This is a genomic window from Rhizobium lentis (assembly GCF_017352135.1).
Lineage (GTDB): Bacteria > Pseudomonadota > Alphaproteobacteria > Rhizobiales > Rhizobiaceae > Rhizobium > Rhizobium lentis.
This window is the reverse complement of record NZ_CP071454.1, coordinates 4,159,502-4,175,098: the sequence shown is the minus strand read 5'-3', so window position 1 is coordinate 4,175,098 and position 15,597 is coordinate 4,159,502. Positions and strand designations below refer to the sequence as shown.

Sequence of the window (15,597 nt, the reverse complement as noted above, 5' to 3'; positions counted from 1 at the left end):
GCGAATCAGGCAGATTTTGCCAGAAAGCACCTCTATACGCGACACCGCCTGATTTGGCGGCTTTGCCCAAATGATTTGCGTTGCCGGGCGCGGAATGGCAAGCGGCGGCAGGCTTCAGGAAACCATCTGCATGCAAATGTCCACAAGTCATTGCACCGTTATATCAGCAATTGCGGCCTTTTTCCTGTCCGCGGTCCTGATTGCCGCCGCGCCGGCGCGGGCGGCCGAGACGCTGGCGCCCTTCAAGGACGACTTGTTCTCGAAGCAGACGGTGCTGCAGACGGGCGACAGCGGCGCCTTCGAGGTCATCGACTACGACGAGATGCGCGATATCAACGGCCGCGACCAGATCCCGCAAAAACGCGTCCAGCAGAAATATGTGGCGCTCGGCATCCGCAAGGCGCAGGCGGAAGAAACGCTCTCCCTCGACGGCATCAAGCTCGATGTCACCAGGGTGGGACCGGCGCAGAATGCCGCCTTTACCGTCATCTTCATCCACGGCCGTGACGGCGACCGCCGGCTCGGGGCCAACGACTACAGCTTCGGTGGCAATTTCAACCGGCTGAAAAACCTCGTCGCCGGCAATGGCGGCGTCTATTATTCGCCGACGGTGAGGAGTTTCGACGGTAACGGCGTCGCCGCGATCGCCGGCCTGATCCGCTATGCCAGCGCCCAATCGCCCGGCCGGCCGATCATCCTTTCCTGCGCTTCGATGGGGAGCCAGGTCTGCTGGGGCATTGCGCGCGACGGAGACAGCGTCAAACGGCTGAAGGGCATGGTTGTTATGAGCGGGGTCACCGACCCCGACTTCACCAAAAGTGCCTTCTACAAGGCGAAGCTGCGGCTCTGGTTCGCTCATGGCAGCCGCGATCCGGTCTATGCCGCTGCCAACCAGCAGGCGCTGTTCGAAAGCTTGCTCAAGGCCAGATATCCGACGCGCTTCACGCTGTTTCAGACGGGAAATCACGGAACGCCGATCCGGATGATTGACTGGCGCCGCGTGTTGAACTGGATTTTCGCGGGCTGAAGTGTGCCGCCTGCGCCGTTCTGAGAGAAAATATGCGCGGCAGCGCCGAGATTCCCCCTTCGTCAAGGGCATGATGCTTTTCTTTGCCGCAAGCTTTTGATATTGCCGCCGGGGATATGAAGTTTGTGGAAGGCCGGCATGACACCTGACGTGCGCCCGCTCGTGGCGGGAAATTGGAAAATGAACGGCACGCGTGCCTCTTTGGATCAGATCAAGGCGATTGCCGAGGGCGTTCGCCCGCCGCTCGCCGCCAAGGTCGAGGCGCTGATCTGCCCGCCGACGACGCTGCTCTACGTGGCGACTGCCCTTTGCACCGACAGTCCGCTTTCGATCGGCGCACAGGATTGCCACCAGAAGGCTTCCGGCGCGCATACCGGCGATATCTCGGCCGAGATGATCGCCGATAGTTTCGGCACCTATGTGATCGTCGGCCATTCCGAACGGCGCACCGACCATGCCGAGACAGATCATCTGGTCCGCGCCAAGGCTGAAGCGGCGTTCGCCGCCGAATTGACGGCGATCATCTGCGTTGGCGAGACGGCCGACGAACGCCGCGCCGGACAGGAACTCGACGTCATCAAGCGCCAGCTCTCCGCCTCCGTTCCCGATAGCGCGACCGCCAAAAACACCGTTATCGCCTACGAGCCGATCTGGGCGATCGGCACCGGTGTAACGCCGACTTCAGGCGATGTCGAAAAGGCGCATGCCTTCATGCGCGCCGAGCTCGTGGCCCGCTTCGGCGATGAAGGCCGCAAGATGCGTCTTCTCTATGGCGGTTCGGTCAAGCCCGCCAACGCAGGAGAACTGCTTGGTATCGCCAATGTCGACGGTGCGCTGATCGGCGGGGCAAGCTTGAAAGCCGCCGACTTCCTCGCCATCTACCGCGCCTATGAGGCGTTGCTCGCCTGAGGCATTGTTCATAGCTCGGTTTATTCGGCTGTTTATTCCGGGCCGAAGGGCTTGGAATAGGCGAGAGCCTCATGTAAAGAGCCGCCAGAATTCTTACTTATGTCCGTCTCCAAGCGGGCAGGACTGGACCCATGCAGACAGTATTGATTGTCATCCATCTCATGATCGTGCTCGCCCTCGTCGGCGTTGTGCTCATCCAGCGCTCGGAAGGCGGCGGCCTTGGCATCGGCGGCGGTTCGGGCTTCATGTCGGCCCGCGGCACGGCCAATGCGCTGACGCGCACGACCGCGATCCTCGCGACCTTGTTCTTCCTGACCTCGCTCGGCCTCGGTATCCTGACGCGCTACGAGCGCCGTCCAGCCGACATTCTGGACCGTATTCCGGCAACGAGCGGTCAGGGCAACGGCATTCTCGATTCGCTCGGCGGCGGTGCGCAGGCTCCGGCAAACCCGCCGACCGGCAACGGCGTTCCAAGCAGCGGAGCCGCACCGCAGGCCCCGGCGGCTCCCGCTCCGGCTGCTCAGGCTCCTGCAGCCGAGGCCCCGGCCGCCACCGCCCCGGCAACGACGGCTCCGGCAACGCCCGCAGCTCCGGCCACGCCGGCGCCGGCTCAGCCCTCCGGCGTCCCGACGGGACAGTAAACCGGGCTTAGACATAAACCGCCGGCAGGCCTTCGGGTCTGCCGGTTTTCTTTTGTTCAGATTCCCGCGCCACTCTCCGAAAATTCCGGAAAAGAATTTTTGGGGCTGGCGGAATCGTTTTTGAAAAGGTATCCGGTGAAGCCCATGGCGCGATACGTATTCATCACTGGCGGCGTGGTTTCCTCCCTCGGAAAAGGAATTGCGGCCGCGGCTCTCGGAGCGTTGCTGCAGGCCCGTGGATATCGGGTGAGGCTTCGCAAGCTCGACCCCTATCTGAACGTGGACCCGGGCACTATGAGCCCGACCCAGCACGGCGAGGTCTTCGTCACCGACGACGGCGCGGAAACCGATCTCGATCTCGGCCACTACGAACGCTTCACGGGGCGTTCGGCGACCAAGACCGACAACATCACCACCGGCCGCATCTACAAGAACATCATCGACAAGGAACGGCGCGGCGACTATCTCGGCGCGACGGTGCAGGTCATCCCGCACGTCACCAACGAGATCAAGGATTTCGTCACCGAGGGCAATGGCGACTACGACTTCGTCATCTGCGAGATCGGCGGCACGGTCGGCGACATCGAGGCGATGCCGTTCATGGAGGCGATCCGCCAGCTCGGCAACGACCTGCCGCGCGGCACGGCCGTCTATGTCCATCTGACGCTGATGCCTTATATTCCGGCCGCCGGCGAGCTGAAGACCAAGCCGACGCAACATTCCGTCAAGGAGCTGCAGGCGCTCGGCATTCATCCCGATATCCTGCTGGTGCGCGCCGACCGGGAAATTCCGGAAGCGGAGCGGCGCAAGCTCTCGCTGTTCTGCAACGTGCGCCCGTCGGCCGTCATCCAGGCGCTCGACGTCGCCAACATTTACGACGTGCCGATGGCCTACCACAAGGAAGGCCTCGACGACGAAGTTCTTGCCGCCTTCGGCATCGAACCGGCGCCGAAGCCGCGCCTCGACCAGTGGGAAGAGGTCTGCAATCGCATCCGCACGCCCGAGGGCGAGGTGACGATCGCGATCGTAGGCAAATATACCGGCCTGAAGGATGCCTATAAGTCGCTGATCGAGGCGCTGCATCACGGCGGCATCGCCAATCGCGTCAAGGTCAAGCTGGAATGGATCGAGTCCGAGATCTTCGAGAAGGAAGATCCCGCACCCTACCTCGAAAAGGTGCACGGCATTCTCGTGCCCGGCGGCTTCGGCGAACGGGGCTCCGAGGGCAAGATCCACGCGGCGCGCTTCGCCCGCGAGCGCAAGGTGCCGTATTTCGGCATCTGCTTCGGCATGCAGATGGCCGTCATCGAGGCGGCCCGCAATCTGGCCGATGTGCCGGACGCTTCGTCGACCGAGTTCGGTCCTGCCAAGGAGCCGGTGGTCGGCCTGATGACCGAATGGGTCAAGGGCAACGAGTTGCAGAAGCGCACGGCGGCCGGCGATCTCGGCGGCACGATGCGTCTCGGTGCCTACAAGGCGGCGCTGAAAAAGGGCACGAAGATCTCCGAGATCTATGGCTCGACGGATATTTCCGAGCGCCACCGCCACCGTTACGAGGTCAATATCGATTACAAGGACCGGCTGGAAGGCTGCGGCCTCGTCTTCTCCGGCATGTCGCCGGACGGCGTGCTGCCGGAGACGATCGAATATCCGGATCATCCCTGGTTCATCGGCGTCCAGTACCATCCGGAACTGAAGAGCCGGCCGCTCGATCCGCACCCGCTGTTTGCAAGCTTCATCGAAGCGGCGACTGAACAGAGCCGCCTCGTGTAACAATTGCCGGATCGCGCTTTTCAGGCGTGATCCGGTCCGGTCTCAGGCAGCCGTCGGCAAAGGGCCGATATAGACCGAGCGCGGGCGGATCAGCCGGCCTTCGAGCGCCTGTTCGCGTGCGTGCGCCAGCCATCCGACGGTGCGGCCGATCGCAAAGACGCCGGTAAAAGCCTCGCGGGGAAAACCGAGCGCTTCGAGCAGCAGCGCGGTATAGAATTCGACATTGACGTCGAGCGGCCGGTCGGGCTTGCGGGTCGTCAGGGCCGCCAATGCAGCGGTTTCGACGGCCTCCGCCAGCGCCCCGCGGGCGCCGTTGACCTGACCCGACGCGATCAGCGGGGCGAGGGCACCTTTCAGGGCGTCGGCGCGCGGATCACGGACACGGTAGATGCGGTGGCCGAAGCCCATCAGCCTTTCGCCGCGATCAAGTGCATCTCTGATCCAACCATCGGCATTCTCGGGCGTTCCCACCGCATCCAGCATGTCGAGCACAGGGCCGGGCGCGCCGCCATGCAGCGGTCCCTTCAGGGCACTCAGCGCCGCCAGCACCGAAGATGTAAGTCCGGCCTTCGTCGACGCGATGACCCGCGATGCGAAGGTAGAAGCGTTGAGGCCATGGTCTGATATCGTCACAAGATAGGTGTCGAGTGCGGCCACCTGCTCGAGAGTCGGCTTTTCTCCGGTCAGCATGCGCAGGATATCGGCAGCGTGCGACAGGGAGGGGTCGGGGGCGATCGGGTCCTCGCCACGCCGCAGACGCAGAACTGCCGGCAGAAAAACTGCGGGCGCGGCCAGAAGGCTGAGCGCAGTATCGAAATCGTCGCCATCCGGCAGCCGGGCGATCAGCGCCCGCATCACGTCGACCGGGGGCAGCGCCAGCAGGGCGGCATCGGCGGCTGCTGCATGATTGAAAACCCTGATTCGCGCGCTCGCCAACCATTCGCGCAAGAGTGCTTCGTCGAAGCTTCTTTCCACCAAGCCGTCGAGCAGCAGCGCGGCCACAGCTTCATAACTGCTGTCCCTCACCAGGTGATCCAAGGACACGCCGCGGATGATCAGGCGTCCCGCTTCGCCATCGACATCGGAAAGCTGGGTTTCGGCGGCAATGACGTCTTCCAAGCCGTTTTTCATCTTGTTTCTCCTTTACGACAGGGATGATCAGACCTAGTCTCATTGACGTCAATCTTGATGCAATTGATCAATATGAGGCTTTCGATGTCGTGGCTGACTGCCGAGGAGGCGCTGCGCGCGCTGAAGACCAAGCCGCAAACGCTCTACGCCAATGTCAGCCGCGGACGCATTCGCGCCAAGCCCGATCCGGCCGACCCGCGCCGCAGCCTCTACCAGACTGCCGACGTGCAGCGGCTTGCCGAACGCCACGCCGGCCGCCGCAAGGCCGAAACGGTTGCCGCCGAGGCGATCAGATGGGGGGATCCGGTTCTCTCCTCAGCCATCTCCACCATCACAGGCGGGCGCCTGTCCTATCGCGGCAGGGACGCTGCCGATCTCGCCGAGGAGGCGACGCTGGAGCAGACCGCGGCATTGCTTTGGAACAGCGTGGAGACGCTTTGTTCCGGCAGCGGATCCGGCAAAGATCCTCCCTCACTTCAGGCTGCGTTCCTGGCGCTTGCCGGGCGGGTGACATCAGATCTGCCATCGCTCGGCCGATCGCAGGCGGCCCTTCGGCGCGAGGCGCATGGGGTTCTCTCCAGCCTCGCCGCCGCGCTGGCCGCCGGGCCGTCGGATGAGCTGCTGCATCTCAGGCTTGCGGCGAGTTGGGGGCGGCCGGATGCTGCCAATTGCCTGCGCCGGGCGCTGGTGCTGCTTGCCGATCATGAACTCAACGCCTCGACCTTTGCGGCACGGGTCACGGCCTCGGCGGGCGCCTCGCTTTCAGCTGCCGTGCTGTCGGGGCTGGCGACGCTGACGGGGCCGTTGCACGGCGCCGCCTGGCAGGGCGTTGAAGCCTTGACCGAGGCGGCTTCAGCACTTGGAGCGGAGCAGGCGATCCGCCGCACACTGGCCCAGGGCAATCATCTCGCGGCCTTCGGTCACCCGCTCTATCCGGATGGCGACATCAGGGCGCAGGCTCTGCTTTCGCAGTTTTCGCTGCCGTCGCCTTTTGCCGAGGTCCGCGCGGTCGGCGAGGACATGGTCGGCGAGAAGGTCAATGTCGACTTCGCGCTCGCCGCGATGGCCGCTGCCTTCGATCTGCCCAAGGAGGCGCCGATCATCGTCTTTTCGCTCTCCCGCTGTACCGGCTGGCTTGCCCATGCGATGGAGCAGATCGAAAGCGGCGAATTGATCCGGCCGCGGGCACGCTATGCCGGACCGGCGCCGGCGCCGATACCGAAGATCGGCGCCTAGAGCATCCGCGATCGCACGGTGCCCAATCGCCTTTGCCCTGACGAAAACCTGCTCCGGCAGAATGCTTCAATCTGACCAGGAAAAGCTCTATGGAAATAACCGAATTCGGCTATCATGACGGACATCGAACAAGATGGTTGGGAAGAAGACGGTGGGCGGGCGCTTTCGCAAAGCCGGGCCGCACGGTCACGGGGGCTTTCCATGAAGATGACGTTTTGCAACCTGTTTGTTGCCGCACTTGCTGGCGGCCTCATTCCGCATGGAGCGGCGCTCGCGCAATCAGCCGGTTGCGCGATGTCGCGCGATGCCGGCGGCCGGCAAGTTTTCAATTGTCCCGGCGGCGTCAAAGTGACGGCGGAGGCCGGCGCTTCTTTCCGCCTCGCGGATCGCAACGGCGACGGCAGCCCCGATTCGGCATCGCTCAGCCGCAAGGCCATTCTCGTCGATGTGGACGCTAGCCAGCATGCGGGTGGTTTCCAGGTGGTGACACCGCAAGCGATTGCTGCCGTGCGCGGCACCCAATGGGCTGTCGACGTCGCGGCTGGCAAAACTTCGGTGCTGGTCGTCAGGGGCAGCGTGGCTGTGCGCAGGCCGGCCGGTGAACCGGTGGTGCTGTCGCCGGGCGAGGGCGTTGACGTCGGGCGCGGAACCGAACCGCTCGTCGTCCGTCGCTGGCCGGCGGCACGCGTCTCGGCCCTTCTTGCCCGCCTCGGCCAATAGCCGCCATGAATCACCGCCAGCAGACCGTGATCGCGCTGCTGCTCGCCGGTCTTTGGGGCGCGACGCTCGGCTATCTCAATCTTAGCGGCGGAATCGGCCTTCTCGACCGGATGGAGGCCTCGCTCGCCGATATCCGCAGCGTCATAGTCGGGGCAAGAACGCCGCCACCTGTCGTTTCGATCGTGGCGATCGACGACCGCACCGCGGCGACCCACGGCTATCCGCTCGGCCGGGCGACACTTGCGCGTCTCGTCGATGCGATCACCGGCCTGAAGCCGAAGGCCCTGGCGCTCGACATTCTGCTCGTCGATCCGGGACCGGGGGAGGGCGATGCGGCGCTGACCTCGGCCCTTGGACGCGGGCCGAGCGTGATTGCGGCGGCGGCCACCTTTGCGCAGAGCCGGCAGCGGGTCGCCGACAGGGCTGACGATCCGCTTGCGGCGATCCCCGAAGCAGACCAACTGCTCATGCCGCTTCCCCGCTTTGCCGAGGCGGCAGCTGTCGGTATCGTCAACGTCGTCACCGATCAGACCGGCACCCCTCGTTTCATTCCGCTGATCTCGCGCGCCTCGAACCGGCTGGATCCGGCTTTTCCGCTGCGCGTCGCCTCCGTGGCGCTCGGTGTCGATCCCAGCATCGAACGCGATGCCGTTGTCCTCGGGGCGCTGCGCATTCCGACGGATCTCGGCCAGCGCCTGCCCGTGACTTTCTACGGCCGACACGGCAGCATCGCCACCTTCAGCGCCGTCGATGCGTTGGATGGCAGGCTTCAGGCCGATGCTGTCGCCGGCCGCATCGTCGTCATCGGCTCGACCGTCACCGGCGGCGGCGACGTCTTCCCGACGCCTTTCGATCCCGTCATGCCGGGCGTCGAGGTGATGTCGACCGCAATTACCCATCTCGTCACCGGCGACGGCATGGTGCGCGACTACAGGATAAGGCTGATCGATGCCGGCACCGCCGTGGTCCTGCCGCTCATCCTCGTCTCACTGATCGCCTGGCGGCGGAGTGCGGCGGGCTATCTCATCATCGTACTGACGCTGGTCGTCTGGGCAATTTTCAATCTCTCGGCCTTTGTGCATGGCTATTGGCTGAGTGCGGCGCTGCCGATTGCCGCGGCGCTGCCACCGGCGTTGATCTTCGGTGCGGCCGAGCTCTGGCGCGACCGCGGCCGCGCCAGCCATTTCGCCGAGCAGAGCGCGCTGCTGCAGCGCATCGAGGCACCAGGTCTGGGAGAATGGCTGGCGCGCGATCCGAATTTCCTCGCCGAACCGGTGCGCCAGAACGCCGCCGTCGTCTTCATCGATCTCTCAGGCTTTACCGGCCTCAGCGAAAAACTCGGACCGGCCAAGGTGAGCGAGGTGCTGAGCGGCTTCTTCGAATTGATCGACGAGGAGGCGCGCGCCCATCACGGTGCCATTACCAGCTTCATGGGCGACGGGGCGATGGTCCTCTTCGGACTGCCGCAGCCTGCTGACGACGACGCCACCCGGGCCGTTGCCTGCGCTGTCAGGCTCTGCGAGCGCACAAGGTCCTGGCTTCGAACGCAAGCGGGCTTTGCCGACAAGATCGGCTTCAAGGTCGGCGCTCATTGCGGACCGATCGTCGCCTCGCGGCTTGGCAGCGGCGAAAGGCAGCAGATCACAGCGGCAGGCGATACGGTCAATGTCGGGAGCCGCCTGATGGAGGTCGCTGCCAGTCACGGTGTCGAGCTGGCCCTCAGCGCTGAAATCGTCCGCGCCGCCGGGCCAGACAGCGTGCTCCTCAAGTCCGGCCGGATCGAGGGTCCGATGGAAACGGCGCTGCGCGGCCGGGCAAGCCATATCGACGCCTGGCTGTGGCGCAGCCGCACGCTTTGACAATCGCTGCGGGAGCGGCTAGGAACGGCGCAAATATCCCGCCGGCTGGCTCCGGCCATGGCGCATTTTGCGCCTGATAGCTCCGAAAGATCGAACTCATGACAGAATTCAACGGCGTCGTTCCGGCGATCGCCAAGGCGTTGCAGAAGCGCGGTTACGCCGAACTTACCCCGGTGCAGCAGGCGATGCTCGACCCGGCGCTCGCTGCTTCCGACGCGCTGGTCTCGGCCCAGACCGGCTCCGGCAAGACCGTCGCCTTCGGACTGGCGCTGGCGCCGACGCTGCTCGACGGCCGCGATCGTTTCGGTGCTGCCGGCGCTCCGCTGGCGCTCGTCATCGCCCCGACGCGCGAGCTTGCCCTGCAGGTGAAGCGCGAGCTCGAATGGCTCTATGAAATGACCGGCGCGGTGGTATCAAGCTGCGTCGGCGGCATGGACATCCGCAGCGAGCGCCGGTCGCTCGAACGCGGCGCCCATATCGTCGTCGGCACGCCCGGCCGTCTCTGCGACCATATCCGCCGCCATGCGCTCGACATGTCGGAGCTGAAGGCAACCGTGCTCGACGAGGCCGACGAGATGCTCGATCTCGGTTTCCGCGAGGACCTGGAATTCATTCTCGAATCGGCGCCGGACGAGCGCCGGACGCTGATGTTTTCGGCCACCGTGCCGGCGGCAATCGCCAAGCTCGCCAAAAGCTATCAGCGTGACGCGGTACGCATCAGCACCGCGGCCGAGGAGAAGCAGCATGTCGATATCGAATATCGCGCGCTCGTCGTTGCTCCGAGCGACCGCGAGAACGCGATTATCAACGTGCTGCGTTATTATGAGGCGACCAACGCCATCGTCTTCTGTTCGACGCGCGCCGCCGTCAATCACCTGACCGCGCGCTTCAACAACCGCAATTTCTCCGTGGTGGCGCTGTCCGGCGAGCTGACGCAGAACGAACGCAGCCATGCGCTGCAGGCGATGCGCGACGGGCGCGCCCGCGTCTGCATCGCGACCGACGTTGCCGCCCGCGGCATAGATCTGCCGGGTCTCGATCTCGTCATCCATGCCGACCTGCCGACCAATCCGGAAACGCTGCTGCACCGCAGCGGCCGCACCGGCAGAGCGGGCCGCAAAGGCATCAGTGCCCTGATCGTGCCGCTGAGCGCGCGGCGCAAAGCCGAACGGCTGCTGGAGAATGCCGGGATTTCGGCTGCCTGGGCGCGGCCGCCGTCGGCCGAGGAGGTGAACGAACGCGACGACGAGCGGCTGCTTGCCGATCCGATCTTCCACGAAGCACCGCAGGAGGAAGAACAGGGACTGGTCCAGCAGCTGCTCGAAAGCCATGGCGCCGAGAAGCTTGCCGCCGCCTTTCTGCGCCTTTACCGCACCAACCATGCGGCGCCGGAAGACCTGATCGAGGTTTCGGTCTACGAAGACCGCAGCCGCAAACGCCGCGACAACGCCGCGCCTTACGAGCCGGCGCAAAAGGGACCGCGCGAGGATTTCGGCCCCAGCGTCTGGTTTTCCGTTTCGGTCGGACGCAAGCAGAACGCCGAGCCGCGCTGGCTGATCCCCATGCTCTGCCGCAACGGCAATGTCACGAAACGCGAGATCGGCGCGATCAAGATGCAACCCGAGGAAACCTATGTGGAGATCGCGGCCGCGAGCGCCGACAGCTTCCTCAATGCGATCGGACCGAACAAGGCGCTCGAACGCGGGATCCGCGTGACGCGGCTTTCCGGCACGCCCGACTTCAGCCGGGCACCGGCGCCGAAGGCCTATACCGGCAAGGCATCCCGTGACGAACGGCCGGGCGATGCGTTCCGCGACGAGCGGCCGAAGAAGAAGTTCGGCAAGGGTTCGAGTGGCGGTTATGCGGCAGCCGAGAATGGTGGCGGGGAAAGACGCGATGCCAAGCCCTGGAGCAAGAAATCCGACAAGCCCAGATATGACAAGCCGAAATTCGAGGGCGGCAAATATGAGGGCAAGGGCGGCGCTGGACCGAAAGGCAAGTTCTCCAAGAAGAAGCCCAGCTGATTTCGTTTCAGCATGACTTGATGATCGGCAGGGTCAGATGACGATGAAACGCTCCGGCATGCCAGATCTTGATCCGGTGACTTTCATCGAGGCCAATCTGCCGATCTCACCGGTCCCCTCCATCCCGGAGATCCTGTTGCACACCGCAGGGCCGGCGAGCGGGCTCTGGCGGCTGGCCGGCCGGGAAGAAGTCGATCCGCCGCCTTACTGGGCCTATCCCTGGGCCGGCGGCGCCGTGCTTGCCCGCCATCTGCTCGACCGGCCGGAAACGGTTTCCGGCCGTCGCGTTGTCGATCTCGGTGCCGGATCCGGTCTGGTTGCCATCGCAGCGGCGAGAGCCGGAGCACGCGCGGTCACCGCGGTCGATATTGATGCCAATGCCATTGCCGCGATCGGCCTGAATGCGGCGATCAATGGGGTCACTATTGCGGTCATCGCCGCCGATATCATCGAGGCATCCCCGCCGGAGACGGATGTTCTCGTGGTCGGCGACCTGTTCTACGATCCCGCCCTTGCCGTGCGCGTGATAGCCTTCCTGCGACGTTGCCAGGCGGCCGGCGTCGAAGTGCTGATCGGCGATCCAATGAGGGTCGATCTGCCCCAAACGGAACTCAGGCGAATCGCGACCCATGCGGTGGCCGATTTCGGCGGGCGCGCGGGTGGGAGAGCGGTGCAGGCAGGTGTCTTCTTGCTCTCGAGCGACGGTTGAAAGACTCTACGCCAGAAGATCCGGCCGCAGCAGCATGACCGGGCAGGTGGCTCCGGCCGGCAGCTCCGGCGCGTGCGGGGGGCGGATGATAAGGCAATCCGAATGGGCGAAGGTCTTCATCATCGACGAGTCCTGCTTGTCGAAGGGCTCGACAAGCCATTCTCCCGTGGCGGATTTCAAAAGTTTTGCCCTGATATAATCCTGCCGATGGTCGTTGGCGCGCAGTGTGACAGCGGCTTCCGCCGTGGCCTCGCGCCGCGCTGGCGGCAGGGAAGCGATCTTGCGGATCAGCGGCTCCAGGAATAGCAACGAACAAACGAGACTCGAAACCGGATTGCCGGGCAGGCCGAGCACATGCGTCTCGCCGAAGCTGCCGACCATCAGCGGCTTGCCGGGACGCATGGCGATGCGCCAGAAATCGAGCTGCATGCCGGCCTCAACAAGCGTCGCCTGCACCAGATCGTGGTCGCCGACCGATGCGCCGCCGAGGGTGACGATGACATCCACCTTGGCATTCCGTGCCTTGTCGATGGCGGCTGTGATCTTGGTCTTATCGTCAGGAACGATGCCGAGGTCGATGACATCGGCGCCGGCTTTGCGGGCAAGGGCCGCGATACCGAAGGTGTTGGAGGCGATGATCTGGGACGGGCCGGGCGTGCTTCCGGGCGGCAGCAATTCATCGCCGGTTGCGAGAATGGCGATCAGCGGGCGGCGCAGAACTTCGACATCGGGCCGGTTCATGCCGGCAGCCACCGTCAGCCGCGAGAAATCGAGCACGGTGCCGGCAGAGAGCACCACTTCGCCTTCGGCAAAATCCTGGCCGCGGGGGCGGATATGCTGGCCCTGCCGCACGGGGAAATTCGTTCTGATGCCGCCATCGATCTTCTCGGCATCCTCCTGCAGCAGGACGCTGTCTGCGCCAAGTGGAACAGGCGCACCGGTGAAGATGCGGACCGCCTCTCCCTTGCCCACGCTTCCCTCGAAGCCGCGGCCGGCGGAGGATGTGCCGATGACCTTCAGCTCGGCGCCCGGCTCCGGCGCGTCGTCGCGGCGCAGCGCATAACCATCCATGGCCGAAGCATTGAAGGGCGGCTGGGTCAGGCGCGCCGTCAGATCGGCCGCCAGGACGCGGCCTTCGGCTTCGGCGAGCGGCAGCGTCTCTGACGCAGCGACGGGCTTTGCATGGGAGAGCAAGCGATCCAAGGCCTCGGCGACAGGCAAGAGGTTCATCTTGCCTCCGGATGACGGAAATCGCCCGATTTGCCGCCGGACTTTTCGAGCAGCCGGATGCTGCCGATCTCCATGGCCTTGTCGGCGGCCTTGGCCATGTCGTAGATCGTCAGACAGGCGACTGAAACGGCCGTCAGCGCCTCCATCTCCACACCGGTCTTGCCGGTCAGCTTGGCGGTTGCCGTGACGCGCAGGCCGGGCAGGGCAGCATCTTCTTCGATCTCGACCGCGACCTTCGTCAACATCAGCGGATGGCAGAGCGGGATGAGATCGGCGGTGCGTTTTGCCGCCATGATGCCGGCAAGGCGCGCCGTGCCGATCACATCGCCCTTCTTGGCGTTGCCCTGGCGGATGAGCGCAAGGGTTTCCGGCGCCATCTTCACGCGGCCCTCGGCAGTGGCGATGCGCACCGTCTCGGTCTTATCGGAAACGTCGACCATGTGCGCTTCGCCGGAGGCGTCGATATGGGTGAGGCCGGGCTTCTCGCCGCTCATGTCATTCGGCCGCGAGGGCGGCTTCGCCAAAGAGCAGCGCGCGGGTGGCAGCCGCCACGTCGTCCTTGCGCATCAGGCTCTCGCCGACCAGGAAGGTATTGATGTCGACGGCCTGCAGGCGCTTGCAATCGGCATGGGTGAAGATTCCGCTTTCGCCGACCAGCAGTCGGTCGGCGGGAACCATGGCGGCCAGCGTCTCGCTGACTGTCAGGCTGACCTCGAAGGTCCGCAGATTGCGGTTGTTGATGCCGACGAGCGGCGAGGAAAGCTTCAGCGCCCGTTCCATTTCCGGTGCGTCGTGAACCTCGACCAGCACGTCCATGCCGAGCGAGAAAGCTTCGTCCTGCAGTCGCTCTGCATCGTCATCCGTCAGCGACGCCATGATCAGCAGAATGCAATCGGCACCCCAGGCGCGCGCCTCATGGACCTGGTAGGTCTCGAACATGAAATCCTTGCGCAGGGCAGGCAGGGCACAGGCGGCCCGCGCCGTCGTCAGGTATTCCGGGGCGCCCTGAAAACTCGGCGTGTCGGTCAGCACGGAAAGGCAGGCAGCGCCGCCGGCCTCATAGGCCCTCGCCAGCGCCGGCGGGTCGAAATCCGGGCGGATCAGCCCCTTGGACGGGCTCGCCTTCTTGATCTCGGCGATCAGACCGAAATGGCCGGCGTCACGCTTGGCAAGCAGCGCCCTATGGAAGCCGCGAGGCGCGGATTGGCCGGCCTGCATCGCCTTCAGGTCGGCGAGCGGTACGGCAGCCTTGGCCGCGGCGATTTCCTCGCGCTTGTAGAGTTCGATCTTCTTCAGGATATCGGTCATCGGCCAATCCTAGTCGATATCGTTGGAAACGGCGATGAGTTTGTCGAGAGCAAGTGCCGTGGCGCCGCTGTCCAGCGAATGCGCGGCAAGCGCCATGCCGTCACGGATCGTCTCGGCCTTGCCGGCGATCACCAGCGAGGCGGCGGCGTTGGCAAGCGAGACATCGCGATAGGCGTTCCTGGCGCCGCCGAGCACTTCGCGCAGCGCTGCGGCGTTGGCGACACCGTCACCGCCCTTGATGTCGGCGAGCATGCAGGGGCTGACGCCGAAATCGGCGGGCGACAGTTCGAAGCTGCGGATCCTGCCGTCTTCGAGCGCGGCGACTTTTGTGACGCCGGTCGTGGTGATTTCGTCCAGGCCGTCGCCATGAACCACCCAGACGCATTCGGAGCCGAGATCGCGCATGACTTCGGCAAGTGGAACCAGCCATTGCGGCGAGAAGACGCCGAGCAGTTGGCGACGGACGCCGGCCGGATTGGAGAGCGGCCCGAGAAGATTGAAGATGGTCCGCGTGGCCAGCTCCACCCGGGAGGGGCCGACATGACGCATGGCAGAGTGATGAAGCTGGGCGAACATGAAGCCGACGCCGGCTTCGGTGATGCAGCGGGAGATCGTCTCAGGGCCGGCATCGATATTGACGCCGAGAGCCGCCAGATTGTCTGCTGCGCCCGATTTCGAGCTCAGTGCCCGGTTGCCGTGCTTGGCGACGGGCACACCGGCGCCGGCCACGATCAGGGCAGCCAGTGTCGAAATATTGTAGGTGCCGCTGGCATCGCCGCCGGTGCCGACGATGTCGATGGCATCCGCCGGCGCGTCGACGGTCAGCATCTTCGACCGCATGGTGGTGACGGCGCCGACGATCTCGTCGACGGTTTCGCCACGCACTCGCAGCGCCATCAGGAAGCCGCCAATCTGCGAGGGCGTCGCCTGGCCCGACATCAGGATGTCGAAGGCGGCACGGGCCTCGTCACGCGTCAGCGGCTCGCGGCTTGCGACTTTGGCCAGGAACGGCTTCAGATCGGTCATAGGC

14 protein-coding genes are annotated in these 15,597 nt (G+C 64.8%); 9 read left to right on the top strand and 5 right to left on the bottom strand.

Annotation, left to right across the window (positions count from 1 at the left end):
- Positions 1–130 precede the first annotated feature (130 nt).
- From J0663_RS20385 to pyrG, 4 genes are all read left to right on the top strand, one after another.
- Positions 131–1,027 (top strand): alpha/beta hydrolase, encoded by an 897-nt coding sequence (locus tag J0663_RS20385; protein WP_207242168.1) that lies wholly within the window; start codon positions 131–133, stop codon positions 1,025–1,027.
- Positions 1,028–1,165: 138 nt separating this feature from the next.
- Positions 1,166–1,936, top strand: a complete 771-nt coding sequence (gene tpiA, locus J0663_RS20380; RefSeq protein WP_207242167.1) for a triose-phosphate isomerase — start codon at positions 1,166–1,168, stop codon at positions 1,934–1,936.
- 131 nt (positions 1,937–2,067) lie between these two features.
- Positions 2,068–2,577: a preprotein translocase subunit SecG gene (gene secG / locus J0663_RS20375; RefSeq protein ID WP_207242166.1), complete on the top strand. Its 510-nt coding sequence runs from the start codon at positions 2,068–2,070 to the stop codon at positions 2,575–2,577.
- Positions 2,578–2,721: 144 nt separating this feature from the next.
- Complete coding sequence (gene pyrG / locus J0663_RS20370) at positions 2,722–4,350, top strand: CTP synthase (protein ID WP_207242165.1); 1,629 nt, start codon at positions 2,722–2,724, stop codon at positions 4,348–4,350.
- Positions 4,351–4,392: 42 nt separating this feature from the next.
- Here pyrG and J0663_RS20365 read toward each other — a convergent pair whose 3' ends face one another.
- Complete coding sequence (locus J0663_RS20365; RefSeq protein ID WP_207242164.1) at positions 4,393–5,481, bottom strand: citrate synthase/methylcitrate synthase; 1,089 nt, start codon at positions 5,479–5,481, stop codon at positions 4,393–4,395.
- A gap of 84 nt (positions 5,482–5,565) precedes the next feature.
- On the opposite strand from J0663_RS20365, the gene J0663_RS20360 reads away from it, so the two are divergent.
- From J0663_RS20360 to J0663_RS20340, 5 genes are all read left to right on the top strand, one after another.
- On the top strand, positions 5,566–6,717 hold the full coding sequence (locus J0663_RS20360) for a citrate synthase (protein ID WP_207242163.1): 1,152 nt from the start codon (positions 5,566–5,568) through the stop codon (positions 6,715–6,717).
- A 201-nt stretch (positions 6,718–6,918) separates the two neighbouring features.
- Positions 6,919–7,437, top strand: a complete 519-nt coding sequence (locus J0663_RS20355; protein ID WP_207242162.1) for a FecR domain-containing protein — start codon at positions 6,919–6,921, stop codon at positions 7,435–7,437.
- A gap of 5 nt (positions 7,438–7,442) precedes the next feature.
- Positions 7,443–9,296 carry a CHASE2 domain-containing protein gene (locus tag J0663_RS20350; RefSeq protein WP_207242161.1) on the top strand — a complete coding sequence of 618 codons (1,854 nt, stop codon included), beginning with the start codon at positions 7,443–7,445 and terminating at the stop codon, positions 9,294–9,296.
- 98 nt (positions 9,297–9,394) lie between these two features.
- A complete protein-coding gene (locus J0663_RS20345; RefSeq protein WP_207242160.1) occupies positions 9,395–11,320 on the top strand; it encodes a DEAD/DEAH box helicase in 1,926 nt (641 codons plus the stop codon).
- Positions 11,321–11,363: 43 nt separating this feature from the next.
- Entirely contained in the window at positions 11,364–12,029 is a 666-nt protein-coding gene (locus J0663_RS20340) for a class I SAM-dependent methyltransferase (protein WP_207244554.1), read from the top strand.
- 6 nt (positions 12,030–12,035) lie between these two features.
- Here the strand turns inward: J0663_RS20340 and J0663_RS20335 are convergent, their stop codons facing one another.
- Genes J0663_RS20335 through trpD form a run of 4 tightly spaced genes read right to left on the bottom strand, consistent with a single transcriptional unit; the run spans position 12,036 to position 15,593 of the window.
- Entirely contained in the window at positions 12,036–13,259 is a 1,224-nt protein-coding gene (locus J0663_RS20335; protein WP_207242159.1) for a molybdopterin molybdotransferase MoeA, read from the bottom strand.
- The gene (gene moaC / locus J0663_RS20330) at positions 13,256–13,753 is read right to left on the bottom strand and encodes a cyclic pyranopterin monophosphate synthase MoaC (RefSeq protein ID WP_207242158.1); all 498 of its coding nucleotides are present in this window, start codon (positions 13,751–13,753) and stop codon (positions 13,256–13,258) included. The genes J0663_RS20335 and moaC overlap by 4 nt, the downstream gene beginning before the upstream one ends.
- A gap of 1 nt (position 13,754) precedes the next feature.
- On the bottom strand, positions 13,755–14,567 hold the full coding sequence (gene trpC, locus J0663_RS20325; protein ID WP_207242157.1) for an indole-3-glycerol phosphate synthase TrpC: 813 nt from the start codon (positions 14,565–14,567) through the stop codon (positions 13,755–13,757).
- Between the two features lie 9 nt (positions 14,568–14,576).
- A complete protein-coding gene (trpD, locus tag J0663_RS20320) occupies positions 14,577–15,593 on the bottom strand; it encodes an anthranilate phosphoribosyltransferase (RefSeq protein WP_207242156.1) in 1,017 nt (338 codons plus the stop codon).
- Between the last annotated feature and the right edge of the window lie 4 nt (positions 15,594–15,597).